The organism is Teichococcus vastitatis, assembly GCF_003604215.1.
Taxonomy (GTDB): Bacteria; Pseudomonadota; Alphaproteobacteria; order Acetobacterales; family Acetobacteraceae; genus Pseudoroseomonas; species Pseudoroseomonas vastitatis.
In genome coordinates this window covers 18,432-43,929 of sequence record NZ_QXGS01000008.1, presented here as the reverse complement: position 1 = coordinate 43,929, position 25,498 = coordinate 18,432, and the positions used below count along the sequence as shown (strand labels likewise).

25 protein-coding genes are annotated in these 25,498 nt (G+C 69.7%); 9 read left to right on the top strand and 16 right to left on the bottom strand.

Translation table 11 applies throughout. The features are described 5' to 3' along the window. Positions 1-8 precede the first annotated feature (8 nt). The 4 genes from D2K64_RS12415 (at position 9) to D2K64_RS12400 (ending at position 4,016) form a co-directional block, all read left to right on the top strand. Positions 9-1,142, top strand: a complete 1,134-nt coding sequence (locus D2K64_RS12415; protein ID WP_202910646.1) for an ABC transporter substrate-binding protein — start codon at positions 9-11, stop codon at positions 1,140-1,142. Further along, positions 1,139-2,182, top strand: a complete 1,044-nt coding sequence (locus D2K64_RS12410) for a FecCD family ABC transporter permease (protein WP_120008687.1) — start codon at positions 1,139-1,141, stop codon at positions 2,180-2,182. Before D2K64_RS12415 ends, D2K64_RS12410 begins: the two co-directional genes overlap by 4 nt. After that, positions 2,179-2,937 carry an ABC transporter ATP-binding protein gene (locus D2K64_RS12405; RefSeq protein WP_120008775.1) on the top strand — a complete coding sequence of 253 codons (759 nt, stop codon included), beginning with the start codon at positions 2,179-2,181 and terminating at the stop codon, positions 2,935-2,937. The genes D2K64_RS12410 and D2K64_RS12405 overlap by 4 nt, the downstream gene beginning before the upstream one ends. A gap of 110 nt (positions 2,938-3,047) precedes the next feature. Next, the gene (locus D2K64_RS12400) at positions 3,048-4,016 is read left to right on the top strand and encodes a LysR substrate-binding domain-containing protein (RefSeq protein WP_120008774.1); all 969 of its coding nucleotides are present in this window, start codon (positions 3,048-3,050) and stop codon (positions 4,014-4,016) included. A gap of 10 nt (positions 4,017-4,026) precedes the next feature. On the opposite strand, the gene metC is transcribed toward D2K64_RS12400, so the two are convergent. From metC to D2K64_RS12385, 3 genes are all read right to left on the bottom strand, one after another. Further along, positions 4,027-5,205 (bottom strand): cystathionine beta-lyase, encoded by a 1,179-nt coding sequence (gene metC / locus D2K64_RS12395; protein ID WP_120008686.1) that lies wholly within the window; start codon positions 5,203-5,205, stop codon positions 4,027-4,029. 54 nt (positions 5,206-5,259) lie between these two features. After that, positions 5,260-6,276, bottom strand: coding sequence for an amino acid ABC transporter substrate-binding protein (locus tag D2K64_RS12390; RefSeq protein WP_120008685.1), 1,017 nt, complete (start codon positions 6,274-6,276; stop codon positions 5,260-5,262). A gap of 156 nt (positions 6,277-6,432) precedes the next feature. After that, positions 6,433-6,870, bottom strand: a complete 438-nt coding sequence (locus D2K64_RS12385; protein WP_238384160.1) for a GNAT family N-acetyltransferase — start codon at positions 6,868-6,870, stop codon at positions 6,433-6,435. Positions 6,871-7,239: 369 nt separating this feature from the next. Here D2K64_RS12385 and D2K64_RS12380 point away from each other — a divergent pair, with 369 nt between their 5' ends. The 3 genes from D2K64_RS12380 to D2K64_RS12365 all read left to right on the top strand — a co-directional run bounded on the left by D2K64_RS12380 (position 7,240) and on the right by D2K64_RS12365 (position 11,557). Then, the gene (locus D2K64_RS12380; RefSeq protein WP_157985828.1) at positions 7,240-7,536 is read left to right on the top strand and encodes a hypothetical protein; all 297 of its coding nucleotides are present in this window, start codon (positions 7,240-7,242) and stop codon (positions 7,534-7,536) included. A gap of 475 nt (positions 7,537-8,011) precedes the next feature. Then, positions 8,012-9,265 carry a peptidase T gene (gene pepT, locus D2K64_RS12370; RefSeq protein WP_120008681.1) on the top strand — a complete coding sequence of 418 codons (1,254 nt, stop codon included), beginning with the start codon at positions 8,012-8,014 and terminating at the stop codon, positions 9,263-9,265. A 288-nt stretch (positions 9,266-9,553) separates the two neighbouring features. Next, complete coding sequence (locus D2K64_RS12365; RefSeq protein WP_162306187.1) at positions 9,554-11,557, top strand: HAMP domain-containing methyl-accepting chemotaxis protein; 2,004 nt, start codon at positions 9,554-9,556, stop codon at positions 11,555-11,557. 231 nt (positions 11,558-11,788) lie between these two features. Here the strand turns inward: D2K64_RS12365 and D2K64_RS12360 are convergent, their stop codons facing one another. Further along, positions 11,789-12,640, bottom strand: a complete 852-nt coding sequence (locus tag D2K64_RS12360; RefSeq protein WP_120008679.1) for an alpha/beta fold hydrolase — start codon at positions 12,638-12,640, stop codon at positions 11,789-11,791. 181 nt (positions 12,641-12,821) lie between these two features. Between D2K64_RS12360 and D2K64_RS12355 the strand changes: the two genes are divergently transcribed. Beyond that, positions 12,822-13,760: a LysR family transcriptional regulator gene (locus tag D2K64_RS12355; protein WP_120008678.1), complete on the top strand. Its 939-nt coding sequence runs from the start codon at positions 12,822-12,824 to the stop codon at positions 13,758-13,760. A 253-nt stretch (positions 13,761-14,013) separates the two neighbouring features. On the opposite strand, the gene D2K64_RS12350 is transcribed toward D2K64_RS12355, so the two are convergent. The 4 genes from D2K64_RS12350 to D2K64_RS24385 all read right to left on the bottom strand — a co-directional run bounded on the left by D2K64_RS12350 (position 14,014) and on the right by D2K64_RS24385 (position 17,028). Continuing rightward, entirely contained in the window at positions 14,014-14,784 is a 771-nt protein-coding gene (locus D2K64_RS12350) for an SDR family oxidoreductase (protein WP_238384159.1), read from the bottom strand. A gap of 17 nt (positions 14,785-14,801) precedes the next feature. Continuing rightward, on the bottom strand, positions 14,802-15,782 hold the full coding sequence (locus D2K64_RS12345; protein ID WP_120008676.1) for a Bug family tripartite tricarboxylate transporter substrate binding protein: 981 nt from the start codon (positions 15,780-15,782) through the stop codon (positions 14,802-14,804). A gap of 81 nt (positions 15,783-15,863) precedes the next feature. Then, a complete protein-coding gene (locus tag D2K64_RS12340) occupies positions 15,864-16,679 on the bottom strand; it encodes an enoyl-CoA hydratase (RefSeq protein WP_238384158.1) in 816 nt (271 codons plus the stop codon). A 13-nt stretch (positions 16,680-16,692) separates the two neighbouring features. After that, positions 16,693-17,028: a hypothetical protein gene (locus D2K64_RS24385; RefSeq protein ID WP_162306186.1), complete on the bottom strand. Its 336-nt coding sequence runs from the start codon at positions 17,026-17,028 to the stop codon at positions 16,693-16,695. Positions 17,029-17,202: 174 nt separating this feature from the next. On the opposite strand from D2K64_RS24385, the gene D2K64_RS12330 reads away from it, so the two are divergent. Further along, the gene (locus tag D2K64_RS12330) at positions 17,203-17,898 is read left to right on the top strand and encodes a GntR family transcriptional regulator (protein WP_120008673.1); all 696 of its coding nucleotides are present in this window, start codon (positions 17,203-17,205) and stop codon (positions 17,896-17,898) included. A gap of 187 nt (positions 17,899-18,085) precedes the next feature. Here the strand turns inward: D2K64_RS12330 and D2K64_RS25090 are convergent, their stop codons facing one another. From D2K64_RS25090 to D2K64_RS12295, 8 genes are all read right to left on the bottom strand, one after another. After that, positions 18,086-18,412: an FCD domain-containing protein gene (locus D2K64_RS25090; protein ID WP_238384157.1), complete on the bottom strand. Its 327-nt coding sequence runs from the start codon at positions 18,410-18,412 to the stop codon at positions 18,086-18,088. 151 nt (positions 18,413-18,563) lie between these two features. Then, positions 18,564-18,758: a GntR family transcriptional regulator gene (locus D2K64_RS25940; RefSeq protein ID WP_274379302.1), complete on the bottom strand. Its 195-nt coding sequence runs from the start codon at positions 18,756-18,758 to the stop codon at positions 18,564-18,566. Positions 18,759-18,950: 192 nt separating this feature from the next. Further along, positions 18,951-19,619: a class II aldolase/adducin family protein gene (locus D2K64_RS12320; protein ID WP_202910644.1), complete on the bottom strand. Its 669-nt coding sequence runs from the start codon at positions 19,617-19,619 to the stop codon at positions 18,951-18,953. Between the two features lie 36 nt (positions 19,620-19,655). Beyond that, a complete protein-coding gene (locus tag D2K64_RS12315) occupies positions 19,656-20,546 on the bottom strand; it encodes an amidohydrolase family protein (protein WP_120008672.1) in 891 nt (296 codons plus the stop codon). A gap of 7 nt (positions 20,547-20,553) precedes the next feature. Beyond that, complete coding sequence (locus tag D2K64_RS12310) at positions 20,554-21,552, bottom strand: Bug family tripartite tricarboxylate transporter substrate binding protein (protein WP_120008671.1); 999 nt, start codon at positions 21,550-21,552, stop codon at positions 20,554-20,556. A gap of 209 nt (positions 21,553-21,761) precedes the next feature. Beyond that, complete coding sequence (locus tag D2K64_RS12305; protein ID WP_120008670.1) at positions 21,762-22,994, bottom strand: CaiB/BaiF CoA transferase family protein; 1,233 nt, start codon at positions 22,992-22,994, stop codon at positions 21,762-21,764. Continuing rightward, the gene (locus D2K64_RS12300; protein WP_120008669.1) at positions 22,991-23,950 is read right to left on the bottom strand and encodes a hydroxymethylglutaryl-CoA lyase; all 960 of its coding nucleotides are present in this window, start codon (positions 23,948-23,950) and stop codon (positions 22,991-22,993) included. Before D2K64_RS12300 ends, D2K64_RS12305 begins: the two co-directional genes overlap by 4 nt. A 35-nt stretch (positions 23,951-23,985) precedes the next feature. Next, entirely contained in the window at positions 23,986-25,497 is a 1,512-nt protein-coding gene (locus D2K64_RS12295) for a tripartite tricarboxylate transporter permease (protein ID WP_120008668.1), read from the bottom strand. Position 25,498: the final 1 nt, after the last annotated feature.

Sequence of the window (25,498 nt, the reverse complement as noted above, 5' to 3'; positions counted from 1 at the left end):
AAGCGGCCATGAAGCCATCCTTCCCGCAGATGCGGCGGGCCCTGTTGGGCGCCCTCGCCTGCCTGCCGCTGCTGGCGGCACCCACGCTGGCGCAGCCGCGCACCATCACCGACGTGAACGGCCGCACCGTGACGCTGGCCGGTCCGGCCCAGCGTATCGTCCTCGGCTTCTACTTCGAGGACTTCACCGCCATCGCGGGCGCCGAGGGGTGGGACCGCGTCGTCGGCATCAGCAAGACGCTCTGGGCCGATTGGCGGCCGAATAACTATGCGCTCTACACCCGGGCCATCCCGCGCATCACCGAAGCCGTGGATGTCGGCGCGGCGGACAACGACACGTTCAGCGCCGAGACGATCATCGCGCTGCGTGCGGATCTGGTGATTCTGTCCCACGATACCTTCGGGCGCGTGGGCGAGGCAGTCGCGCAGTTCGAGGCGCTGGGCATCCCTGTGCTCGTGACGGACTACAACGCCCAGACGCTGGAGCGCCACCTGGCCAGCACCCGCGCCATCGGCGCGGCGGTGGGTGCCGAGGAGCGGGCGGAGCAGCTCGCGAGCGAGTACAGCGCCGCCACCGCCGACATCGGGCGCCGCGTCGCGCGAGCCAAGGCGGCCGGGGCCGGAACGCCGCGCGTGTATTTCGAGCTGGGCCAGGGTGGCGCCGCCGTGGTCGGCAACACCTACCAGGGCACCATGTGGGGCCGGATCACCGAAAACCTCGGCGCGCAGAACATCGCCAACGGCCGCATCCCCGGTCCCTGGGGCCCGCTGAGCTCTGAGCTGGTGCTGGCGGCCGACCCGCAATTCATCTTCATCGCCGCGTCCAGCTGGGTGGGTCGGCCCAACGCCGTGCGGACGGGGTTCGGCATCCCGCCGGAGGAAACGCGGGCCAAGCTGTCGGAATACCCCGCGCGCCCCGGATGGGACCGGCTGACGGCCATCCGCGACGGCCAGCTGCACGCGGTGGAGCACGGCATCGCCCGCACGCTCTTCGACTATGTCGGCCTGCAATACATCGCCCGGCAGCTCTACCCGCAGGCCTTCGCCGATGTGGACCCGGTGGCCAATCTGCGCCGCTACCACGAACGCTACCTCCCCGTGGCGTTCGAAGGTTGCTGGATGACCAGGCTGGCCCAGGAATGACCGCCTTCCCTGCCGACGCCATCATCGCCTGGCGCGCGGCGAACAGCCGTCGCGTCGTGGTCATGGCCGTGGGAATCGTCCTGCTGGTGGCCAGCTTCGCGGCGGACCTGGCGACCGGCCCGGCCATGCTGCCCATCCCGGAGGTGGTCCGCTCCCTGCTGGGAATGGGGACCGACCCGATGCTGGAGGCGATCGTTCATCGGCTGCGCCTGCCCATCGCGCTGATGGCGGTGGCGGTCGGCGCCTCGCTCGGCCTCACCGGCGCGGTGATGCAGACCATCCTGAACAACCCGCTGGCCAGCTCCTACACGCTGGGCATCTCGGCCGGGGCGGGCTTCGGGGCGGCGCTGGCCATCCTGGCCGGGGCAATGATCCCGCTGCCGCCGGCGCTCGTGGTGCCGGCCGCCGCCTTTCTCTTCGCCGGCCTGGCCTGCAGCCTGGTGGCGGGCGCCGCGCAGCTGCGGGGCGCCACGCCGGAGTTCCTGGTGCTGTCCGGCATCGTCTGCCTGTTCCTGTTCCAGGCCCTCCTGTCGCTGCTGCAGTTCCTTGCCTCGCCCGAGGCGCTGCAGCAGATCGTGTTCTGGCTGTTCGGCAGCCTGATGCGGGCCAGCCTCGGGCAGGTGGGCGTGGTGGGGCTGGTCCTGCTGCTCTCGATCCCGCTCCTGTTGCGCGACGCGTGGCAGCTGACGGCGCTGCGGCTGGGGGACGAGCGCGCCCGGGCACTCGGCGTGCAGGTCGACGCGCTGCGCCTGCGGGCCTTTATCCTGGTGTCCCTCCTCACCGGGGTGGCCGTCGCCTTTGTCGGCACCATCGGTTTCGTCGGGCTCGTGGCGCCGCACATCGCCCGCATGCTGGTGGGTGAGGACCAGAGGCACCTGCTGCCGAGCGCCGCCATCTTCGGCGCGCTGCTGTTGTCCGCCGCCTCGGTGGCCAGCAAGCTCATCATGCCCGGCGCGGTGTTCCCCATCGGCATCGTCACCTCCCTGATCGGCGTGCCGGTTCTGGGATGGCTGGTGCTGCGCTCCAGGACGGCGCCATGAGGCTCTCGGTCCGGGGCTTCAGCCTCCGCTACGGGGTTCGGGTCGCGGTGGACCGCGTCGATCTGCAGGCGAATCCCGGCGAGGTGCTCGCGATCCTCGGCGCCAACGGATCCGGCAAATCCAGCCTGCTGCGCGGTCTCGCCGGCGTGCAGCGGCATGCGGGAACGGTGGAGTGGAGTGGCGGCGAACCCGGCCGCGTGGGCTACATGCCGCAGGACACCAGCGCCCGCTCGCAATTGACGGCGTTCGAGGTGGTGCTGCTGGGCCGGCTGCGGTCGCTGGCCTTCAAGGTGGATGTTGCGGACCTGAAAGCGGCCCGCGACACCCTGGAGGAAGTCGGCATCTCCCACCTGGCGGAGCGCCCCATCCGCGAACTGAGCGGCGGGCAGCGGCAGCTCGTGTTCCTGGCGCAGGTGCTCTCGGCCGGCCCGTCCGCCCTGCTGCTGGACGAGCCGACCAGCGCGCTGGACATCACCCATCAGCTTCGCGTGCTCGCCCTGCTGCGCTCCGCCACGCACAGCCGAAGGTTGACAACCATCGTGGTTCTGCACGACCTCAACGCGGCGGCCCGTTTCGCCGACCGGATCGTGATGATGCATGACGGCCGCGTCGCGGGCCACGGGACGCCTGCCGAGGCGCTGACCGCCGAAACGCTGCGCCGGTGCTACGGCGTCGAGGTGGCGGTGTTCAGCGGCCCCGACGGCGCGCCCGTCATCCTTCCGCTGCGGCCCTGCGATGCCGACGCTGCGCCCTGAGGCGGCGGAACCATCGAATGGGCGGCAGGGCCGTGCCGGGCGCGGATCGCGGCACGCCGGAGGGTCTGGCGCGGCCGGCAGCGGCAAGGCAAGCAACGGGGAATGATCCGATGAACCACCGCCAGCTCGAGATCTTCAACGCCGTCATGATCAGCGGCTCGGCTTCCAGGGCGGCGGAACTGCTCCAGGTCACGCAGCCCGCCGTGAGCCGCGCCATCGTCGACCTCGAGGAGGCGATCGGCTTCTCGCTCTTCAACAGGATCCGCGGGCGCCTCGTTCCCACGCCGGAAGGCCAACTCTTCTTCTCCGACGTCCGGGCAAGCTTCCTCGGGCTCGACCGGCTGAGGATGTCGGCGGCGCGGATCCGGGACTTCGGTGCCGGAAGCCTGCGGATCGCCAGCCTGGCTGCCTATGGCAACACGCTGATGCCCCGCGCCATCAAGCTGTTCCGCGGCCAGCATCCCGACACCGCCATCACCTTCCAGATCGCCTTGTCGGCGCAGGTGCGGGTACTGGTGGTGAACGGGAATTTCAGCATCGGTCTCGCGGCCGACGAGGTGGACCTGTCGGGCGTGGAGCACCGGGTGTTTGCCAGCGGCCGCGCCAGTTGCGTGATGCCGCCCGGGCATCCGCTCTCGGCCAGGGCGGTAATCCATCCGGCGGACCTGGACGGCGTGCCGTTCATCGCCCTGTCCGCCGAGGACCGGGCCAGGGGCCGCATGAACGCGGTGCTCGATGCCGCGGGCGTGCGACCCAACGCGGTCGTGGAAACGCCCTTCGCGGCCACCGTCTGCGCCTTGGCGCTGGAGGGTGTGGGCGTCGGCCTCGCCCAGGCGGTCGCCGCGGAAGGCTTTCTCGAACGCGGCCTGGTGATGCGGCCCTTCGAGCCCGAAGTCTATTTCAAGACCTATCTGCTGTTCCGCCCCGACACGCAGAAATCGATCCTGGTCAAGCACTTCGTGGCGGCCCTGCTGGCCGCGCGGGATCGCGGGGCGCGGCCTTCTCCCGCCCAGGAGGCCTCCGGGACGCGCGGCGCGCGCCCATTCCGGTCCCGGCCTTCCGCCGACGAAGCGGGCTGAGCCTCGCCGCTCAGGCTCCGGCGATGGCGGGATGCAGCGCCGCCAGCAATTGTTGCAGGTCGGACCAGAGATCGTCCTCCTGCTCCAGGCCGATGCTGACGCGCAGCACGCTGCCCTCCTGCGTCCAGGGGTTCACGGCGCGGTCGCCCTTCAGCGGCATGGGCGCGATGAGGCTGCGCGTGCCACCCCAGGAGGCGCCGATGGCGAACACCTTCATCGCCGTCAGCGCCGGGTTCAGCGCCGCCTCCGCGCCCGGCTTCAGCACGATGCTGAAAACGCCGCCCGAACCGCCGATGTCGCGCGCCCAGAACTCGTGCCCCGGGCAGGACGGCAGGCAGGGATGCAGGACCTGCTCCACCAGCGGATGGTCCTGCAGGCGGCGCGCAAAGGCTTCCGACACCCGCCCGACATGCGCCAGGCGCACGCCCATGGTCTCGATGCCGCGCAGCGCCAGCGCCACCTCGTCGGGCGAGACGCCGACGCCGAGGCTGCGGAGCACTTCCTTCATGCGCTGGCGGAGCGCGATGTCGCGGACGGTGATGGAACCCAGCAGCAGGTCGGAATGGCCGCCCACATACTTCGTCAGCGCCTCCGCCGCGAAGTCGCAGCCGTGGTTCAGCGGCTTGAACAGCAGCGGCGTGCACCAGGTGTTGTCGCAGCCGACCATCACGCCCCTGGCTTTGGCCGCCTGGACGATGGCCGGGATGTCCTGCACTTCCATGGTGCCGGAGCCGGGCGATTCCACCCAGACCAGCTTCGTGCGGTCGTGGATCAGCTCGGCGATGCCGGCGTCGGTCAGCGGATCATAGATCGTGTAGTCGATGCCGCGCGGCCGCAGATAGTCGCGGCACACGTTGCGGACCGGCCCGTAGGCGCTGTCCGGCACCAGCACATGGTCGCCGGGCAGCAGAAAGGTCAGGAACACCAGCGTCACCGCCATCTGGCCCGAGGGCACCAGCACGGTGCGGACGCCGTGGTGCAGTGCCGTCAGCTGCGCTTCCAGCGTGCGCGTCGTCGGCGTGCCGTGCAGGCCGTAGGTGTAGCCGTCGAAGCCGCGCTGGCTGCGGGCCGCGAAGCTTTCCCCGTCCTCGTAGATGATGGTGGAGGCGCGGTAGGTCGGCACCGCCAGGCTGCGGAAGCCTTCCCGGGAAATCTCCGGGTGCTGAACGCAGCGGGTCAGGTCGTGCATGGGATCTCTCGGTCGGAAGCGGGGGAGCGGGATGGCCGGAAGCGCGGCCGGGTGTCAGCGGATCGGCGGCGCGTAGTGCAGCCCGCCTCTGGTCCAGAGCTGGTTCTGCGTGCGCGGGATGCCGAGCGGCGCAATGGAGGGGTCCCAGACCTCGGCGTAATTGCCCACCTGCCGGATGACGTTGAAGGCCCAGCGATTGTCCAAGCCCATGGCGCGCCCGAGCTCGCCATCCACGCCGAGCAGGCGGCGGATGTCGGGATTCGGGCTGGCCAGGGCGGCCTCCACACTCCCGCTGGTCAGGTCCAGCTCCTCGGCGGCCAGCATGGCAAAGCCGATCCAGCGCACCGCGTCGAACCACTTGTCGTCCCCCTTGCGGACCACGGGGCCGAGCGGCTCCTTGCTGACGACCTCGGGCAGCAGGCTCAGCTGCTCGGCCGCAGCGCCCTCGCTGTGCCGGAAGGACGCCAGCGCGGACGCGTCCGTCGAATAGCTGTCGCAGCGGCCCGAGCGGAAGGCGGAGCGCAGCTCGGACACGTTGTCGATCAGCACGGGCGTGAACGTCATGCCGTGGCGCCGGAAGTAATCGGTCACGGCCAACTCGGTGGTGGTGCCCGGCAGCACACAGATGGTGGCGCCGTCCAGTTCCTTCGCCGAGCGGACACCGGAGGCGGCATGCACCAGGAAGCCGGTGCCGTCATAGAAGGTGACGCCGGTGAACAGCAGGCCGAGGCTCGCCTCGCGGCCCAGGGCCCAGGTCGCCGTGCGCACCAGCAGGTCGACCTCCCCCGACTGCAAGGCGGTGAAGCGGTTCGTGGAGGTCAGCTTGACGAACCTGACCTTGGTGGCATCGCCCAGGACCGCCGCGGCGACGGCGCGGCAGAAATCCGCCTCGCTGCCAACGATCTCGCCGCGGCTGTCGGCGAAGGCAAAGCCCGGATTCGTGCCCGAGACGCCGCAGGCCAGGACGCCCTGCGCACGGATGGCGTCCATCGTGGGTGACCCGGACGCCTGGGCGAAGGCGCCCGAGGCGAGCAGCGTGGCGGCCAGGCAAGACAACATGGTCCTGAGCATGGAGGGGTTCCTGCGGCGGATGCGATCGGTGGAGCGTGGCGCAAACGACCCCATGCCGGGAACTGACCGGAGGCACAGACTCCATGACGAGATGTTATGGATGGATGGCCGGCCTCCCCACCGCGCGGAGATGGCGCGGGGCGGCTGCCGGCATCGTCACCGCGCGCCGGCAGGCCGGACCACGAAAACCTTCTGAATCACCCCGCCTTCCTGCCGGTAGGTCCTGAAGCCCATGGCATCGTAGTAGCGCAGCGCGGTGGTGTTGCCCGCGGCGATGCAGGCGTCGATGTTGCCCAATCCTGCTCGCGACGCCGCCTGTTCGCTGGCCAGGAACAGGGCGGAGCCGATGCCCCGCCGATGCGCGGCCGGGCTGATGTGGGTGCCGATGATCCCCCGATCCTCGGGAACGCCGCAGGGGTTTCCGGGGAATGCGCTGATGAGGGATTGAAAGCCCAGGACCTTCTGCGCGTCATCCAGGGCAACGGAGCATCTGATCCCCGACGGATTCCTGATGTAGTTCGCGATGACATGGGCGGGATCGCTGGGCCGTTCTGTTCCGGTCACCTCGATGATGTGCCGCAGGACGCGGCTCATGCCGTCCGCGTCCCGGGGCCTCGCGGGTCTGATCTCCATGCTTCTTCCCATCCATGGCTGCGCAACATCGGATCATCGGAGGCTAGGCAGCAACGGATGCGGTCGGGAAGGTCATGGAGGGCGCCGGACGGCCATTCCGATCCCCCGGCCACGGCTGGGGTGGTCGCGGCGCGACCGCCGCGAGGTGTTCCGCAGGCAGGGGTTGCGGAATCACCGATGCGGGAGACGCTGCCGGGCGGGCGGTTCTGAGCGCCCCGGCGGCGTTGCAGTCCGTTACCCGCTGCCACGGCACCGCCACCGTCCCGCCTCCGCACCGTCACCCGGCACCCGTTGCATCAAGACGCGATGAACAGGCACGGGAGAGCGAGGATGCGACGGATCGCGATGATGGTTCTGGCCGCCGCCCTGGGAAGCATGGCGGCCGTGACGTCCAGGCCAGCCGAGGCGGCGCAGGCGAAGGTCCTGCCGCATGTCTCGGCAGAAACGATGCTGCAGGAGGTGCGGCACGAGCGCCACTGGCAGGAGCAGCGCCGGGCACGCGACCGGGCCCGGATCGCCGAGGCGGTGCGGCGCGAGGCCCGGCGCATCGAGCGCGAACGCGAGGAGCGGCGGGCGTGGCATCACGCGCACCGGCGCTACCACGATCATCACCACCGGGGCGGGTGAGATGGCCGGCATCGCGGCCGGGCGAACCTCCGGTCGCGCGCATCCGCACCCGGACGTCCGGCGCGGGCGGCCCGGCACGGGCCTGATGTTTGCGGCGGTTCGGACCCGAGGCCGGGCCATGGCGGCGCACGAGGCACCAGCCCGCAACGGCGCGATCGGCCGGATCCGCTCCGCGCTTCACGCCGCCTTGCGCTGGTGGCGGATCGGGCGGCACTACCATCCCGAGCGCCGGTACATGCGGGGCGCACGCCATGGGTCCTCGGCGGCCGCGGGCCGCTGAGCCCCACACCGGCTCGTTGCCCTTCGCGTCGGGAAGGGTGCCGCACCGGTTGCCCGGCATGCCGGTGGTGCCGGATCTGGACGCCGGGCAGCCGTTTCCCGCCCGGTCCGGCCGCCTCGCCCGGCGTTTTGATGCGTGCGCGGGGGGTGCGATAAGGCCTGCGCATCCACGGCCACGTCATTCAGGAGCCTTGCCATGTCCGAAGCTCTCGCCGAGCAATTGATCGAGCGCTTCCTCCGCTACGTCGCGGTGGAAAGCCAGAGCGACGCGAAGGCGACCAGCGTTCCGAGCACACCCGGGCAGCGACGGCTGGCCGAGATGCTGAAAGCCGAGCTTGAAGAGCTGGGACTGGCCGATATCCATCTGGACGAGCACAGCATCCTGACGGCGAGGCTTCCCGGAACAGTGCCGGAGGCTCCCTGCATCGGCTTCGTCACGCATCTGGATACGGTGGATGTCGGGCTTTCGCCGGAGGTCAGGCCGCAGCGGCTGGTGTTCGACGGGGGCGACCTGCTGCTGAATGCAGACCAGGACATCCGGCTCCGGGTGAGCGAGCATCCGGAGATCCTGCCCTACCGTGGGCAAGAGATCCTGGTTGGCGACGGCACCAGCGTGCTGGGCGCGGACAACAAGGCCGCGGTGTCGATCGTGATGACCCTGGTGGCCAGGCTGAAGGACGCTGGCCTGCCGCATGGCGACATCATCGTCGCCTTTGTTCCGGACGAAGAGATCGGGCTGCGCGGGGCAAAGGCGATGGACCTGTCGCGCTTTCCGGTGGCCTTCGCGTACACGATCGATTCCTGCGAACGAGGCGAGGTTGTCTACGAAACCTTCAATGCCGCCAGCGTGACCGTGGACATCACGGGTGTGACCGCCCATCCCATGACGGCGAAGGGCGTGCTGGTGAACCCCATCCTGGTCGCAACCGAGCTGGTGCAGCGGTTCGACCCGTTGCAGACGCCGGAGCAGACCGAGGGGCGTGAAGGGTACTGGTGGTGCAACGGCATCTCGGGGAACCAGAGCACCGCGCAATTGCAGATGTCCATCCGCGACCATGACGCCCTGCGCTTCGAGGCGCGCAAAGCCTATGTGGCGGAGGTGGTCGAGGCGGTCCAGGCGCGCCATCCCAGGGCGCAGATCCGGTACCGGATCGAGGACAGCTACCAGAACATCGACGCCGCGCTCGGGAATGACCGACACTGCGTGGACCTGATCTTCCAGGCGTTGCGGGAGATGAACATCGCCCCGAAGGTGATTGCGATGCGGGGCGGCACCGATGGCTCGGCCCTGTCCGCGCGTGGCGTGCCCACCCCCAACTACTTCACGGGTGCGCATAATTTCCACTCGCGCTTCGAATTCCTTCCCGTGGAAGCGTTCGTTGACTCCTACAAGCTCACGGAGCGTCTTTGCGGGCTGGCCGCCCGGCCGCGCCGGGACAGCGAGGCGTAAGCGATCGTTCCGGATCTTCCGGCCAGCGGATCGCTGGCCGGATCCCGGGGTTCCTTTTCGGCGAAGAACCGCGTGAACCACGGCGGGATCCGCCTTCGGGCAGGCGGCGCCCGATGAGGAAACCTTCCGGACTGCGATGGATGCTCGCCTCCGCTCCTGCCGCTTTTCACGGGTGGAGGCCAGGATACGCCATCAGCGTTAAGCATCTTCACGATCGCGTAATGACTCCGTTTTACGGTGTTCCGGTCATTCGTCGGCATGACGCCAGAATGTTCGTGGAGCACGGTTATGAGCCTGACCAACCTCAAGATCGGCCATCGGATCGGCCTCGGGTTCGGCGCCCTGGTGCTGGTGACGGCGACAGTGGCCACGTTCGGCTACATGCAGCTGGGCAACTCCAGCGACGGGCTCGGGCGCTACCGCGTCCTCGCCCGCAACAGCAACGGCTTCTCCGGCCTCCAGATCGGCATGCTGGAAACCCGGATCGCCGTGAAGGACTTCCTGCTCTCCGGAACCGAGGAGCGCCGGGCCCGGGTAGAGGCGGAGCTGGCAGAAGCGCACAAGAGCCTCCTTGAACTGGCGCCCAATGTCCGCGACCCGGAGCGCCAGCGGCTGATCGCCGAAGGGCGCGAGGCCTTGGAAGCCTATGGCCAGGCCTTCGCGGCGGTGGCGAAGCTGGAAGCGTCCCGCGACAAGGTGACGCGGGAGACGCTGGATGCCGCCGGCCCCGAGATCGAGCGCCTGCTGGCCGGGATCGCTGCCGCCTCGCGCGGCGACAGCAACGCTTCGGCAGCCAGTGGCGAGAGCCTGCGCCACCTCCTGCTCGGGCGGCTCTACGCACAGCGCTACGAGATTCTGCAGGATGCCGCCTCGGCCGACCGGGTGCGCGCCGAACTGGCCGAAACGGCCACCCAACTGCGGGAGTTGACGGCGCAGCTGGGCACGGCTGCCCTCCGGCAGAACGCCGCGCAGGCGGAGGCCCTGCTGACCAGCTACCGGGCCGCCTTCGAGGAGAAGGTGAAGCTGACCGAGGCGATGCTCACGGCGGTCACCTCCCAGCTCAACGCCCATGGCGCCCGCCTGCATGAACTGCTCGGTGCCGCACGTACCTCGAACACCAGCAGCCAGAATGCGCTCGGCGCCGAGCTGACCGCCGCCAACGAAGGCGCCCAGTGGTTCCTGCTGATGCTCTCGGCCGCGGCGATCCTGCTGGGCACGGCCGTGGCCTGGATAATCGGCCGCTCCATCACCCGCCCCGTTCTCGCCATGACCGGCACGATGCAGACCCTGGCAGGGGGCAACACGGCGGTGCCGGTTCCCGCGCTTGAGCGCGGCGATGAGGTGGGCGGCATGGCGCGGGCCGTGCAGGTCTTCAAGGACAACATGATCAGGGCGGATCAGCTGGCGGCGGAGCAAACCCGCGAGCAGGAGGCGAAGACGGCCCGGGCGCAGCGCCTCGACGGCCTGATGCGCAGCTTCGAAGGCAGCGTGGGCGAGCTGGTGGGCATGCTCTCGGCGGCCTCGACCGAGCTGCACGCCACGGCGCAGTCGATGTCCGGCAGCGCGGGGGTGGCGACGAAGCAGGCGCAGGCGGTGTCCAGCGCGGCGCTGACGGCCTCGGCCAATGTGCAAACCGTGGCCGCCGCGGCCGAGGAACTCACCGCATCCATCGGCGAGATCACGCGGCAGGTGGCGCAGTCGACCCAGGTTGCGAGCCGGGCCGCGGCCGATGCGCATCGCACCGACCAGACGGTGCGGGCCCTGGCCGAAGGTGCCCAGCGCATCGGAGAAGTGGTGCACATGATCAACGGCATCGCCAGTCAGACCAACCTTCTGGCGCTGAACGCCACGATCGAGGCGGCACGGGCGGGAGAAGCCGGCAAGGGCTTCGCCGTGGTGGCCTCGGAGGTCAAGACGCTGGCCTCGCAGACCGCCAAGGCGACGGAGGAGATCAGCAGCCAGATCGGCCAGATCCAGGCGGCGACGCATGAAGCGGTACTGGCGATCGAGGGCATTGCCGGCACCATCAGCGAGGTGAACCAGATCGCCGCGGCCATCGCGGCAGCGGTTGAGGAGCAGGGGGCGGCGACGCAGGAGATCGCCCGCAACGTGCAGCAGGCGGCCAGCGGAACCCAGGACGTGACGCGCAACATCGGTGCCGTCAGCACCGCCGCGGGCGAGACCGGTCAGGCGGCGGGCGACGTGCTGCAGGCAGCGGGCGAACTCTCACGGCAATCCGAGCGCCTCGGTGCCGAGGTGAAGACCTTCCTGGCCGGCGTCAAGGCCGCCTGACCAGAACCTCGGGTCCGTTGTGATCAGCTTCCTGCTGCGCGGAATGGCGCAGCAGGCGGTGATCCCGGACGGATGCCCGGTCCCCGGCGAACGGGGGGCCACTTTCCTCCAGGGCCCCAGGCTTCCCGGCCCGGTCCGGGAGAGCCGTTTGCGGCCGCGCAACTGGCTCCTTTTCGGATTTCCCTGTCCCCGCCGGTCGCCTCGCCCCGCTCTTCAGCAGGCGGTTGTTCATCAGGCCGCCAGGAAGCGGCGGATGGCGCCGGCAATCTCCCGGTGGTGTGTTTCCAAGGCGAAGTGGCCGGTGTCGAGCAGTTGCACCTCCGCCTTCGGCAGGTCGCGCCGGTAGGCCTCGGCTCCCGCCGGCAGGAAATACGGGTCGTTCCGGCCCCAGATGGCCAGCAGCGGCGGCTGGTGCTGCCGGAAATAGCCCTGAAAGGCCGGATAAAGCGCGACATTCGTCCGGTAGCTCAGGATGAGGTCGAGCTGGATGTCCGCCGCTTCGGGGCGGTGCATGAAGAACTGGTCGAGCGTGTAGCCGTCAGGAGCGACGCGTCCGGCCGGCGCGCCCTGCTCGTATTGGGCGCGGATGAAGTCATTGGTCAACGCGGCACGGCAGCGTGCGCGATTGGCCTCCGTCGGGTCGCGCCAATAAGCCTGCCAGGCCTCCCATTCCTGGCTGAGCCCTTCGAGATAGGCGTTGCCATTCTGCGAGATGATCGCGGTCACCCGCTCGGGGTGCGCCATGGCGAGGCGCAGCCCGGTCGGGGCGCCATAATCGAAGATGTAGAGCGCGTAGCGCTTCAGCCCCATGCCCTCGACGAACTGGCCGAGAACATCGGCCAGCGTATCGAAGCTGTAGTCGAAGCTGCCACGGGCCGGCGCCCTGGTCAGACCGAAGCCGGGCAGGTCCGGCGCGATCACCCGGTAGCGGTCGGCGAGCAGCGGGATCAAGTCGCGGAACATGTGGCTGCTCGTCGGGAAGCCATGCAGCAGCAGGATAACCGGCGCTTCGGCCGGCCCGGCCTCGCGATAGAAGACCTCCACGGGGCCAAGCCGGTGGGTGCGGTACTGGACGTCGGGCATCGTCGTCTCCGTTCAAGACATCCTGCGGGTGGAAGCGGGCGCAGCGGGCACTAAGGCCGCGGCCGTGGCCGTAGGCCTCGCCGGGTTCAGGGCGTTCCTCGCAGCGGTGGAGACCGTAGCTGCTTGCAGAGGCCGTCCGAATACGCGTTGGATGACATGCTCGATTGCAGGAACTGAAACCATGGACCGGCTGGATGCGATGGAAATCGCCGTCGCCGCCATTGACGAAGGCTCGCTCGCCGGCGCCGCGCGGCGGCTCGGCCGCTCCCCGGCAGCCGCCACGCGCGCCATCGCCCTCCTGGAGGAGCGTGCGGGGGAAACGCTGCTGCTGCGCTCCACGCGCGGCCTGCGCCTGACCCAGGCGGGCGAGCATTACGCCGTCATCTGGCGCGAGGTGCTGGCCCGGCTGGCCGAGGCCCGCCCCGGGCCAGCGCCGAACGTCGTGGATGGTACGCTGGTGCTGACCGCGCCGGAAATGTTCGGGCGCCTGAAGGTCGCGCCGGTGCTGGAATCGTTCCTGGAGTTGCATCCGGGGGTACAGGCGCGGGCCTTGCTCCTGAACCGCATGGTCGACATGGTGGGCGAAGGCGTCGACGTCGCGATCCGGCTCGCGCATCTCCAGGACAGCCGCTTGGTCGCGGTGAAGCTCGGCGAGGTGCGGCAGGTCGTCTGCGCCTCGCCCTCCTACCTCGCCCGACGGGCCCAGCCGCGGGAGCCTGCGGACCTGTCCGATCATCTCTGCATCGGGTTGAACCCGGATGGGAACCGGGAACTCTGGACGTTCCGGCACAAGGCCAGCAGCGGGCGGACGCGGTCGGTTCCGGTGCGGACGCAGCTATCCATCACGAGCGCCGGGGCCGGGCTCGATGCGGCGTTGCGGGGCAAGGGCCTGGTGCGCGTCCTGTCGTATCAGGTGGCCGAGCCCTTGGCGGCGGGCCGGTTGCGACGCGTGCTCACCGCTTTCGAGCCGGAGGCGATCCCCGTCAACATGATCTTCCGGCCCCATCCGCGGCGCTGGTCGCCGGTGCGCGGGTTCGTGGACCATGCCGTGCCGATCCTGCGGCGCGAACTGGCGCAGGTGGCCGCGGTGGTCGCCGGGCTGTCCGCACCGCAGGATTAGGATCACGCTGGCAGTGCCGCAACGAAGGCCGCGGCACCAAGCCGGGCGGCACGCGGTTCACCACCCGCTCCGGATGGCAGGCAGGCGGCGCATCCCGCGACGCCCCGCGGAAACCGCAGTCACGGGATGGCTGCGTCTCCCGGGCCCCGGCAACACCAGCGACGCGAACCGGCTTCTCCGGAGCCGTGCCGGCTCATCGCCCTCCGCCATGGCACCCGCGCGCAGCGCCTACCCAACGGGCCGGACAGCCGCCTCAGACCGCGCGTTGAAGGCCACCATCGACGGCGATGGCCTGTCCGGTGACATAAGCGGCGGCCGGTGTCGCCAGGAACGCCACCATGGCCGCCACCTCCGCCGCGGTGCCGAGCCGGCCCATCGGAATATCCGCCGCGACGCGGGAAAGAACCGTCGCCTCGTCGACACCTTCGTCACGCGCCATCTGGGCGGCGCGGGACTGCCACAACGGCGTCAGGGCCCGGCCCGGCGACACGCTGTTCACCGCGATGCCCTCGGGTGCCAGCTCCAGCGCCAGGGTTTTCCCCAGAGCCAGCACACCGGCCTTGTGCACGTTCGACACCACCTGATGGGCGGTCGGCTGCCGCGCCGACACGGCGCCGAGCAGCACCACCCGTGCATTCCCCGCCCGCCGCAGGGCCGGGAGCAGCGTGCGGATGGCCCGCGCGGTGCCGAGGATGTTGAACTCGTAATTCTCCAGCCAGGCGTCGTCCGGCAGCGCCTCGAAGGCGCTGCGGCGGCTGCCGCCGGCGGCGCAGATCAGGGCGTGCAGCGGCGCCTCGCCGAGGCCTTCCGCCAGCGCCGCCAGCGCCGCCGGATCGGACTGGTCGCACACCATGGTGGCCGGAGCGCTGCCCGCCTCGGCGCGCACCTGCTCCGCCGCCGCCTCCAGCCGGGCGGCATCGCGCCCGGCGATGGTCACCGCGGCGCCCTCCCGCACCAGGATCGAGGCCGTCGCCAGTCCGATGCCGGAGCTGCCGCCTATCACCAGGGCGCTGCGGCCCCGCATCCCGAGATCCATCCGGCTCACTCCACCTTGGCGCCCGTGGCGCGAACGATTGGGGCCCATTTCGCGGTTTCCACGCGGATGAACCGCGCGAGCTCCTCGGGCGAGCTGGGCGAAGGCTCCACGCCGTGGCCTTCCAAGGTGGCGGCGACCCCCGGGTCGGACAGGGTCTCGCGCATGGCGGCATTCATGCGGGCGACGATGGCCGGAGAAAGGCCTTTCGGCCCCACCAGCGCGTACCAGTTCTGCACCTCGTAGCCCGGCAGGGTTTCCGCGACGGTGGGGGTGTCGGGCAGCGCGCGCAGCCGCTGCGCGGTCGGCACCGCCAGCATGCGCAGCCGGCCGGAATGCACCTGGGGCAACGCCGTCGGCGCGGTGGAGAAGGCGTAATCCACCTTGCCGCCGATCAGATCGTTCATCATCGGCCCGCCACCGCGATAAGGCACATGCACTGTCTTCACGCCGGCCATCTGGTCGAGCAGCGCGCCCGCCAGATGGCCGGCGCCGCCGACCCCGGAAGAGCCATAGGTGATGGTTTCCGGCCGCTCCCGGGCGGCGGCGATCAGCTCGGGTACGCTGCGCCACGGGCGGTCCGCTGGCACCACCAGCACATTCAGCACGTTGCCCGCCATCGCGACCGGCACCAGATCGGCCTGCGGGTCGAAGGGCATGCTGGCGTAGAGGCTGGGATTGATCGCCAGGGCGGCGATGGTCCCCATCAGGAAGGTGCTGCCGTCGGCGGGCGCATGCACCACGGTCTCGGTGGCCAGGTTGCCGCCGGCGCCCGGCCGGTTCTCGATCACCACCGGCTGCCCGAGGATCGCGGTCAGCTTGGGCTGCATCACCCGCGTGCTGATATCGGTGGCACCGCCGGCGGCGAAGCCCACCACGATGCGGATCGGCTTGCTGGGCCAGCTTTCCTGGGCACGCGGCCGCGGTGCCGAAAGGGCCAGCGTGCAGCCCCCCAGCCCGGCGCCCAGCAAGGTGCGACGGTTGATCATTGGACGTCCTCCTCCTGCGGCACGCAGCCTGGCCCGTCTGATGCGGGTCTCTGGCAGGCGCCGGTGATGCGGGCGGGGCGGTCAGCGCCCCTGAAACCGGGGCGGCCGCTTTTCCATGAAAGCGCGGCGCCCTTCGACATAATCCTCGCTGGCGAAGCAGCCGCGAACCAGCCGGTCGCACAGGGCCGTGTCAGGATCCGGCTTCAAGGCCTCGGCGACGACCGCCTTTACCGAATCCACGGTCAGTGGGGCGTTTCCAGCGATGGTGGCGGCGTAATCCTCGATGGTGGCGTCCAGCCGGTGGTCGGGCACCACATGGTTCACCAAGCCCATGACCCGGGCATCCTCGGCGGTGAAGCGCTTGCCGGTGAAGAACAGCTCCTTGGCGAAGGAGGGACCGACAAGGTGCACCAGCCGGCGGATGCCCGGGAGTGGATACCCCAATCCGAGTTTGGCCGCCGGGATGCCGAAATGCGAGCTCTCGGTGCAGATCCGGATATCGCAGCAGACGGCCAGGGCCGTACCGCCGCCGATGCAATAGCCGCGGATGGCGGCGATGATGGGCTTCGGGAAGGTCGCCAGGGCCTCATACACCCTGGCGGTCTGCGCCTGGTAGGCCTCAACCGCCTCCTGCGATCCGCGCTCATTCTCGAATTTCGAGATGTTGGCACCGGAAACGAAGGCCTTGCCGCCGGCTCCGGTGACCACCACCACCCGGACCGCCGGGTCGGCGGCGAAGCCGGCCAGGATCCGCTCGGCGGCGATCCACATCTCCATCGAGACGGCGTTGTGCCGCTCGGGGTTGTTGAAGATCATCCATCCGACGCCGCCGGCGCTGCGGCACAGCATCTTGTCGGTGCCGATCGCCGGATCCGGCGGGGGGAGCATGTCTGGCATGAACGACGCAGCCTCAGGTGACCGGGGTGAACGGGAAGTCCGCGATCCCGGCCCGGATGTCACCGAACTCGCTGAGGATCGCGGCTGAAGGCCCGCCCGGCGCGGGGCGGTGGAGCATGACCGCCGGACCTGGGTGCGACAGCGTCACCCGCCGGGCAGCATGACACCGGGCCTTCGGTCCGGCATCGGCGTCTACCGGGATGCCGGGAGGACGCAGCCGCGGATCGATGGGCATCCGATCGCGCTTCTCCAGCCACCCGGACCTCTGGAGCTTGATCGCCCGGGCACCCCGATCCGCTACTTGCCGCAGGCCGATCCGCCCCAGATGACCGTGTGCCACATCGGGCATGGTGCAGCCGGACAGGGTGCTGGAAGGCTGCGGCCTCCACATCGCCGGAGCGGCCGGCGGGCTCGGGGCGTCAAGCATCGCTGATCCTTTGTTGCCCGAAAGGCTGCGACCCTTTGGGGGTCCTGTCAACAGCCTGTTGACAGGCGGCATGGGGCAATGTGATGCCGCGTCATCATGGATGCTTCCTCCCCATCGCTCCCCCTCTCGGAACGCGCGCGTGCGGCGCTGGAAACCCGGATCCTGTCGGGTGAGCTCGCCCCCGGCACCCGGTTGAACGAGGTGGCCCTGGCGGCGCAGCTCGGCCTGTCGCGGGGTCCGCTGCGCGAGGCGTTGCGCGGGCTGGAGCGGGATGGGCTGGTGACCGCCGGGCCGGCCGGCCAGGGCATGAGCGTCCGCCGGCTGGACCCCGAGGAGATGGCCGAGCTCTATGACATGCGCGCATTGTTGCAGGGCTTCATCCTCGCGCGGCTGGCGCAGGAGCAGGCGGCAGGGCGGCTGGCGGTCGGCTTACTGGCCGGATTGCGGGCGCGGGTGGCGGAGATGGAGGCCTGCGCCGCGCTCGGCGACGCCGCCGGGTACTACGCCTGCAACCTCGCCTTCCACGAGGCGCTGCACGAAGGGGCCGCTCACCGCCGGGCCGGAATGCTGTACACTTCGCTGCTGAAGGAAAGCCATCTGGTCCGTCAGCGCTCGCTGGCACGCCCCGAGCAGATGCGTGACAGCAATGCGGAGCACGCCCGGATGCTGACGGCGGTGGCCGCTGGCGACGTGATGCAGGCACGGGCCCTGGGCGAGGCGCATGTGGCCGAGGGCGGCAAGCGTCGATGGCTTGAATCCCTGGTGACAACCGGCCATCCGTCAGATTGCTGACGTTCGGCACGGCCTGTTTATGCTGGCCCGGCCGGCGTTCTTGCTGCGCCGATAAGTTCGTCACTCGCGCCCTGTGTTCCGCCTCACCGACGCCGTCCCGATCCTGCCGGCGCGAGGTGGGCAGCGCTGCGCAGGTCGGCCGGGCGGCTCCGGCCGCAGCGGGTCCGGGCAAACCGGGGCCGGTCCGTCAGGGCAAATCGGGCGTGCGGTTTTCCAGCGCCAGACGGGCCCGGAAGGCGTTGCGGATGTGCTGCCGCGCGGCGGCTTCGGCGGCAACCGGGTCGCGTGCGGCGATGGCGGCCACGATGGCTGCATGCTCCTCGACCGCCGTGGCGCCGCGTTCCGGCAATGAAAGGGTGGTGCGCCCGAGCAGCACCAGCGAGAGGCGCATGTTGTCCAGCATCAGGTCCAGGAAGCGGTTGCGGGCGGCGTGATGGATCTGGCGGTGAAACAGGCGGTTGCTGTGTGCGAGGCGGCCGCCATCGCCCAGCAGCCCCCGGTCGGCCTCCACCATGTTGCGCAGCGCCTCCAATTCGATGGCGGTGGCATGGGTCGCCGTCAGAAGGCGGCGGTCCCCTCCAGCACCTCGTGCATGTGGTAGAGCTCGACCATGGCGTTGTAGTCGAGCTGCGCCACGACGCCCCCGTGATGCGGCTCATGCGTTATCAATCCCTGGTTTCCAACCGTTTCAGCGCTTCCCGCACCGGCGTCCGGCTGATGCCGAAGCGCTCCGCCAGTTCGGCTTCGCGCAAGCGGCTGCCAGGGACCAGCTCGCCGCGGGTCAGCGCGTCGAGCAGCATGTCATAGGCGCCGGCGCCGGTGGAGCGGGCGGGGGAAGCGGGTTGGGCTGAGGGCAGCATGGCGGCCATTCACTCTCGGTCGGGCTGGAACGGGCAGCGTGCCGGTCCTCGGCCCTGCCGTGCCACAGATGGGGCCACAAGCCCAGGCCTGGAGCGCCGACTGGGTGGCGAGGCGCTTCCCGCTCCTTCGCCGCCATCACGGCGCGTTGTTGTCGCCCAGATCGGCGACCAACGAGTCTTTCTCCGCATCGTTCAGCACCAAGCCGCGATAATCATGGTAGCCGATGCACAGGAAGCGCATGGCAGTTTGCGTGATCGGCAGCAGGCCGCATTGCAGCGTGGAAACCGCCATGCCGGCCAGGTATGCGTGTGGATCACGCAATCGATCTCGTGCTTAGCCGAATGCACAGCGCTATGGATGACGTAGCCGGCGCGGTTGATGCCATAGTCGAAATCGCCGTAATCGGGCTTGGCGAGAATCCGGCCGTCAGCATCGACCTTGATGAGCAAGGAGGCCGTGATTTCCTCATACATCATGCCATAGGGATTGATAAGGAAAGCGGCGCCTTTGCCCGGAACACGGGCGGAGATGTGGTTCGCCATCATGTCGGCCATGTCGTAATGCGCGATCAGGCGGTAGCAGGCGGCGGGTCGACCCGCGCCTGCCATTCCTCCGGTGAGACCTTCGCGCGCATGTCGCTGATGCGAAGTTGCCGACGAGCATTCCCGAGCATGGTTGTCCTCCCGCGCTTGGCCGTTCCAGGCTGGCAAGCCGCGGCGCCGCGCGGATCGATCCACTCCATGGCCGACCGTTGTATTTTGCGGTAAACATTGCGCCGCTGCGGGACGAGGTGCGAGCAGCGAGACGGGCGGCACGCTGTGGCCCGCCTCGTCGATGGCCCCGCTCCTGCGATCCGGCATGGTCAGCCTGGGCACACCCCGCCGGCCGCAAGCGGCCTAGATGCCATAGAGGCGCTCTGGATTGCGGATCATAACACGCTCGCGTTCGGCGGGATCGGTGATCCAGGCCAGGAGCAGGTTGAGCAGGCGCCCATCATTGGGCATCCGCTCCTCAGGGATTTGTGGGTGGGGCCAGTCGCTGCCCCAGACAACACGCTCCGGCGCGGCGTTCCGGACCGCCTGATAGAGCGGCATGGCGTCCGGGTAATCCGGCCCCTGGAGGGAGACGCGGTAGGGCGCCGAAAGCTTCGCCCAGGCGCCGTGGTCGCGCACCAGTCGCAGCAGCGCCTGGAAACCGGGCGCGTTCATGCCGCGCGCCGCCTCCGTCTCACCCAGATGATCGAGCACCACGGGCACCTGTGATGCCAGCGCGGCGAGGCGCGGCTCTTCATCGGGCAGCACGCGGGCATCCGCCCAGAACTGCGCGTGCCATCCCAGCTCGCGCATCACCGGCAGCAGGGCGTCCACCGCATCCCAACCCACGCCCCGACGGTAGTTCGGCCGGTGCCCGGGATGGAACAGATGAAAGCGCAGGCCGCGGACGCCGAGCCGGTGCCAGTCGCGCAGATCGTCCGCCCGGGTTCCTGCGGGCGTGATCGCGACACCCCGCAACCGATCGGGCGCGGCTTGCAACGCGGCCAGCATGGCCCGGTTGTCCAGCCCATGCGCGTTGGCCTGGACCACGACGCCGTGCCTCAGCCCGAGCGCATCCAGGTGGCGCAGGAAATGCGATGGCGGCGCATCCGGCGGCGTGTAGCCGCGCCCCTCGGCGAAGGGGAAGCATTCCGCCGGGCCGAAGATGTGGGCGTGGCAATCCCAGCCGCCGGGCGGCGGCGGCGGGGTAACAGGCTCCGGATGGGGATCGGGAGCAGGAGTGGGAACGGTCATGGAAGCCTCAGTCGATGCGGATGTTGCCCTGCCGGACGACGCGATGCCACTTGTCCCATTCGGCGCGCAGGAAGATGCCGAAATCCGCCGGCGTGTTGGCGCGCGTGCCGACGTTCAACTGGGCCAGGCGGCCGGCGATGGTTGGGTCGCGGATGGCCGCATTCAGGGCCGTGTTCAGCCGTTCGATCACGGCGTCAGGCGTGCCCGCGGGAACGAAGACGCCGTTCCATTCGTAAGCTTCCGCGCCCGGCAGGGCCTCCTCCATCGACGGCACATCCGGCAGCGATGCGAGGCGTCCGGTGCCGGTATGACAGAGGGCGCGCACCGACCCTGCGCTGACATGTCCCGTCGCTGCCGATCCATTGGCGAAGCCGTAGGGAATCTGCCCACCGATCACATCGTTCGTCAGCGGCCCGCCGCCGCGATAAGGCACATGGTTGACCGTGATGCCGGCGGCCTGCCGGAACAATTCCAGGGCCATGTGCTGCGCCGAGCCGTTGCCCGAGGAGCCGATGTTGACGCTGCCCGGCGCTTCCTTGGCTGCGGCGATGAGGTCGGCCACGCTCCGTGCCGGCGCCGAGGGGGTGGCGATCAGCAGGTTCGGCACAACGGCAGCCAGGAAGACCGGGCGCAGATCGCGCCACAGATCGAAGGGCATATCGGAATGCAGGGCCGGGTTGATGGTCTGCGGGGTTGCGTCATACAGCACCGTGTACCCGTCCGGCTCCGAGCGTGCGGCGGCGGCGGCGCCGATCGCACCCGCGGCACCCGGCCGGTTCTCGATCACGAAGGAGGCCCGCATGGTTTCCGAAAGATGGGTGAACAGGATGCGGCCCACCGTGTCGGCGCCGCCACCGGGCGGCCAGGGCACCACGACCCGCACCGTGCGCCTGGGCCAGTCGCCATTGCCCGGTTGCGCCAGCGCGGCCGTGGAACCGAAGATCGCCGGAGCAGCCAGCAGGGTCCGGCGGCCAAGCGCCAATCCCGTCGTCAGGTACCGCGTCATGGGTATTGCCTCCCTCGCTCTTGTCTAGGCTTGAGGCGGATGATGGCCGCCGGTATTCGGGATGTCGATGCGGCGGTCCTGGAGGACGGCATCATGTATCGCGATGCCTCCTCGTGCCGGGCGGCTGCAAACAGCGTCACGCGCATCGAAGAGTCCACAACGGAACCCGGATCAGCCAGACTGAACAATCGCGGCCAATCCGGCGTCGTCTATGAGGTCTGTTGCAGCTGCGCCGGTGACGCTGCGTCGATCAGCACGCCGGCTCGATGAAGCGCCTCGATCCTGTCGTCGGCGAGGCCGGCGGAGAGCAGGATCTCCCGCGTGTGCTCACCAACCCTGGGTGGCTGCCGGCGCAGCGGCGCCCGGTGACGATCCTCGCCGAACTCCAGGGGCAAGGCAGGGAGCGGCACCTCCGGCCCGCCCCCCATCGCGGCGATGGCCGTCGCCAGCAAGCCGCCGCTGGCAGTGAGATGCGGGTCCTGCACCAGGTGCTCCGGCCGACCGACCGGGGACCAGGACACCTCGGCCGCGGCGCATCGTTGCGTGGCCGCGTCGAAGTCCAGGGTGCCGATCGCGGCCTGTATGGCGGGCAGCAGCCAGGCGCGCTGCCCGACCCTCTGTGCATTGGTGGCGAGGCGAGGGTCCTGCGCCAGATCCCGCAGGCCGAATTCCGCGCAGAAGCGCTGCCACTGAGCATCGCTCGTGACCCCGATGAAGAGCTGCGTGCCACATCCTGCCTGGAACACGTCGTAGATGCCCCAGGCGCCGCGGCGGGCCGGCATCGGCGGCGGAGGCTCCCCCATCGCCGCCCCCCCGGCGATGTGGGAGCCCATCAGAAATGCCGACGATTCGAACAGCGCGCTGCCGACCCGCTGTCCCTGTCCCGTTCTGTCCCGCTCGCGCAGCGCGGCGAGCACGCCCGTCACGCCGAAGACGGCGCCGAGGATGTCGATCACGGAGGCCCCCGCGCGCAGGGGCTGACCCGGAGGGCCGGTCATGTAGGCGAGGCCGGTCTGGAACTGCACCACCTCGTCCAGGGCGGGCCGGTTGCCGTAGGGGCCGCTCAGGAACCCCTTCAGCGCCAGGTAGACCAGACGGGAATTGAGCCGCCGCAGATCGTCCCAGCCGCATCCCAGCCGTTCCATCGTGCCGGGACCGTAATTCTCCAGCACGATGTCCGCATCCGCCACGAGCCGGTGCAGCGTTGCGCGCCCTTCGGGATGCTTGAGATCGAGCGCGATGCTGCGCTTGTTGCGGTTGAAGGTGGCGAAGAAGCCGGCCGCGAAGCCCGGCAGCCGGCGTGTCCGGTCGCCATCGGGCGCGGGTTCCACCTTCACCACATCGGCGCCCAGATCGGCCAGCAGCAGGCCGGCGCAGGGCCCCATGATGGTGTGGCTGAACTCCAGCACGCGCAGCCCTTCCAGCGGGAGGGAGCTGCTCATGCGGCGCGCGCCCGGAAGGCGGCCAGGCTGCCCCCGCGCAGCGCGGCGCTGGGCAGGGCGTGGCCGACGATGCGCTCCGCCAGATGCCCCGCCTCGATCAGCGCGTCGGCATCGATGCCCGTCTCGATTCCCATCTCCTCGCAGAGCAGCACCAGCTCCTCCGTGGCGATGTTGCCGGGGGCGCCCTTGTGCGCGGCGAAGGGGCAGCCGCCCAGCCCGCCCACGGTGGAATCGTAGCGCGCGACGCCCAGCCGCAGCCCCGCCATCGCGTTGGCGATGCCCAGGCCACGGGTGTCGTGCAGGTGCAGCCGCAGGGTCAGGTCCGGCCAGCGCTCGCGCACCGCCCCCACCGCGCGCTCGATGCGCAGCGGCGTGGCCCAGCCCATGGTATCGGCGAGGGAAAGGTCGCGGATCGTCTGGTTGTGCTCGGCGGCGATCGCCAGCCCGTCGGCAACCGTCTGCACCACCTGGGCCGGGGTGATGTCGCCGGAAAAGTTGCAGCCGAAGGCCGCCATCACGCCGACGCGCTCCACGGAAATGCCGGCGGCGAGGTGCGCCGTCGTCTGCCGCCGCATCGCCTCGATGTTTCCCGCCCTGTCGCGATTCAGGTTGCGGCGGGAAAAAGCCTCCGACGCCGCAAGGGAAATGGAGCCGGTCATGCTCAGCCGGTCGCGGAAGGCCAGGGCGCGCTTCAGCCCCGCCTCGTTGAACCAGAGCGCATTGTAGGCGACGCCGGGTTGTGGCTCGAATCCGGCGGCCACCTCCTCGGCGTCGGCCCAGCCCGGCACCAGCTTCGGTGACACGAAAGAGCAGATCTGGATGTGCCGGATGCCGGTGGCGGACAGCGCATCGATCAGCGCGATCTTGTCCGCCGTCGCGATGGGGCCGGCCTCGATCTGGAAGCCCTCGCGCGGGCCTTCCTCGAAGATCTCGATGTGCTGGGGAAGATCGGACATGGAAGTCGGTTCCGTTGCTGTGCCAGGGGAGGGGTTTACGCGCCACGCTCGACGGCGGCTGCATTCCTTCGGCGGCCAGCCTCCCTGAGAATGGCGACCAGGATCACGCAGGCGGTGATGGCATGCAGGAGAAGCGCGAGCGGGCTTTCCACAAGGGTCCAGATGTCGCCGCCGCTCGCGGCCATGGCGCGGCGCAGGCTCTGCTCCATCGGGGTTCCGAGGATGATGCCCAGGACCACCGGCACGAGCGGTATGCTCAGCTTCCGCAGCAGATAGCCGAACACGCCGAAGCCCACCATCAGCAGCAGGTCGAAGGAGTTCTGATTCACCGAATAAACGCCGAGGAAGCTGACGGTGACGACGCCGGGCATCAGGTAATGCGACGGCACCGTGAGCAGCTTCGCGAACAGGCCCACCAGCGGGATGTTCAGGATCAGCAGGATGACGTTGCTGACATAGAGCGCCGCCACCAGGCCCCAGACGATGTCCGGCTGCTGCTGAAAGAGCAGTGGCCCCGGCTGCACGTTCAGCGTGACGAGCATGCCGAGCATGATGGCGGTGGTGCCGCTGCCCGGCACGCCCAGGGTCAGCATCGGCACGAGGCTGCCGCCGGCCGCGGCATTGTCCGCCGCCTCGGGGGCCGCGACGCCGCGCGGGTCGCCCTTGCCGAAGGTGCCATCTTTGTCGGAGACGCGCTTTTCCAGCGCATAGCCCATGAAGCTGGCCAGGGTGGCGCCGGCGCCCGGCAGGACACCGATGACGAAGCCGAGAAGGCTGGCGCGCAGCGAGGTGGCGGGATAGGTCAGCTGGCGCAGGGCCGTGGTGCGCCGCCCCACCGGCACCTGCTCGATCGGCCCGGTCCGCCGTTGCTCGATATAGATCAGGAACTCGCTGATGGCGAAGAGGCCGATCGCCACGATGACGAAGTCGATGCCCTCGTACAGCTCATAGGCGCCGAAGGTGAAGCGCGGGATGCCGGTGGCCGGGTCGATGCCCACCGTGCCGATAGCCAGGCCGAGCAGCCCGGCTGCCAGCGTCTTGGCCGGATTGCCGGTCGCGATGCCGCCCACGATGACGATGGCCATGACATAGAGGGCGAAGTATTCGCGCGGCCCGAAATGAATGGCGGCCATGGCCAGGGTGGGCGCCAGCACCGTCAGCCCCACCGTCGCCAGCGTGCCGCCGACAAAGGAGGAGATGGCCGAGATCGCCAGCGCGTCGGCGGCGCGGCCCTGCTTCGCCATGGGAAAGCCGTCGATGCAGGTCACGACGGCGGATGAATCGCCCGGGATGTTGAGCAGGATGCTGGCGATCCGCCCGCCGAACATGCTGCCGTAATAGACGCTGGTCAGCAGGATCAGCGCCGAGACGGGCGAAAGATCCAGGCTGAAGGCCAGGGGGATGAGGATGGCGATGCCGTTCACGGGCCCGATGCCCGGAAGGGCGCCGATCACCGTGCCGACGAAGCAGCCGATAAAGGCGACCAGCAGGTTCACCGGCTGCGTGGCGACGGCGAAGCCATGCGCCAGGGAGAAGAGAATATCCATC

Coding starts and splice junctions, on each gene's coding strand:
- pepT (WP_120008681.1), top strand. CDS start 8,012: ATGTCCGAAGCTCTCGCCGAGCAATTGATCGAGCGCTTCCTCCGCTAC.
- D2K64_RS12385 (WP_238384160.1), bottom strand. CDS start 6,870: ATGAGCCGCGTCCTGCGGCACATCATCGAGGTGACCGGAACAGAACGG.
- D2K64_RS12400 (WP_120008774.1), top strand. CDS start 3,048: ATGAACCACCGCCAGCTCGAGATCTTCAACGCCGTCATGATCAGCGGC.
- D2K64_RS12405 (WP_120008775.1), top strand. CDS start 2,179: ATGAGGCTCTCGGTCCGGGGCTTCAGCCTCCGCTACGGGGTTCGGGTC.
- D2K64_RS12390 (WP_120008685.1), bottom strand. CDS start 6,276: ATGCTCAGGACCATGTTGTCTTGCCTGGCCGCCACGCTGCTCGCCTCG.
- D2K64_RS12310 (WP_120008671.1), bottom strand. CDS start 21,552: ATGACGCGGTACCTGACGACGGGATTGGCGCTTGGCCGCCGGACCCTG.
- D2K64_RS24385 (WP_162306186.1), bottom strand. CDS start 17,028: ATGCCCGATGTGGCACACGGTCATCTGGGGCGGATCGGCCTGCGGCAA.
- D2K64_RS12410 (WP_120008687.1), top strand. CDS start 1,139: ATGACCGCCTTCCCTGCCGACGCCATCATCGCCTGGCGCGCGGCGAAC.
- D2K64_RS25090 (WP_238384157.1), bottom strand. CDS start 18,412: ATGGTGGAGGCCGACCGGGGGCTGCTGGGCGATGGCGGCCGCCTCGCA.
- D2K64_RS12300 (WP_120008669.1), bottom strand. CDS start 23,950: ATGTCCGATCTTCCCCAGCACATCGAGATCTTCGAGGAAGGCCCGCGC.
- D2K64_RS12350 (WP_238384159.1), bottom strand. CDS start 14,784: ATGCGGGGCCGCAGCGCCCTGGTGATAGGCGGCAGCTCCGGCATCGGA.
- D2K64_RS12340 (WP_238384158.1), bottom strand. CDS start 16,679: ATGCCAGACATGCTCCCCCCGCCGGATCCGGCGATCGGCACCGACAAG.
- D2K64_RS12305 (WP_120008670.1), bottom strand. CDS start 22,994: ATGAGCAGCTCCCTCCCGCTGGAAGGGCTGCGCGTGCTGGAGTTCAGC.
- D2K64_RS12315 (WP_120008672.1), bottom strand. CDS start 20,546: ATGACCGTTCCCACTCCTGCTCCCGATCCCCATCCGGAGCCTGTTACC.
- D2K64_RS12320 (WP_202910644.1), bottom strand. CDS start 19,619: ATGCCGGATCGCAGGAGCGGGGCCATCGACGAGGCGGGCCACAGCGTG.
- D2K64_RS12380 (WP_157985828.1), top strand. CDS start 7,240: ATGCGACGGATCGCGATGATGGTTCTGGCCGCCGCCCTGGGAAGCATG.
- D2K64_RS25940 (WP_274379302.1), bottom strand. CDS start 18,758: ATGCTGCCCTCAGCCCAACCCGCTTCCCCCGCCCGCTCCACCGGCGCC.
- D2K64_RS12355 (WP_120008678.1), top strand. CDS start 12,822: ATGGACCGGCTGGATGCGATGGAAATCGCCGTCGCCGCCATTGACGAA.
- D2K64_RS12365 (WP_162306187.1), top strand. CDS start 9,554: ATGAGCCTGACCAACCTCAAGATCGGCCATCGGATCGGCCTCGGGTTC.
- metC (WP_120008686.1), bottom strand. CDS start 5,205: ATGCACGACCTGACCCGCTGCGTTCAGCACCCGGAGATTTCCCGGGAA.
- D2K64_RS12295 (WP_120008668.1), bottom strand. CDS start 25,497: ATGGATATTCTCTTCTCCCTGGCGCATGGCTTCGCCGTCGCCACGCAG.
- D2K64_RS12345 (WP_120008676.1), bottom strand. CDS start 15,782: ATGATCAACCGTCGCACCTTGCTGGGCGCCGGGCTGGGGGGCTGCACG.
- D2K64_RS12360 (WP_120008679.1), bottom strand. CDS start 12,640: ATGCCCGACGTCCAGTACCGCACCCACCGGCTTGGCCCCGTGGAGGTC.
- D2K64_RS12330 (WP_120008673.1), top strand. CDS start 17,203: ATGGATGCTTCCTCCCCATCGCTCCCCCTCTCGGAACGCGCGCGTGCG.
- D2K64_RS12415 (WP_202910646.1), top strand. CDS start 9: ATGAAGCCATCCTTCCCGCAGATGCGGCGGGCCCTGTTGGGCGCCCTC.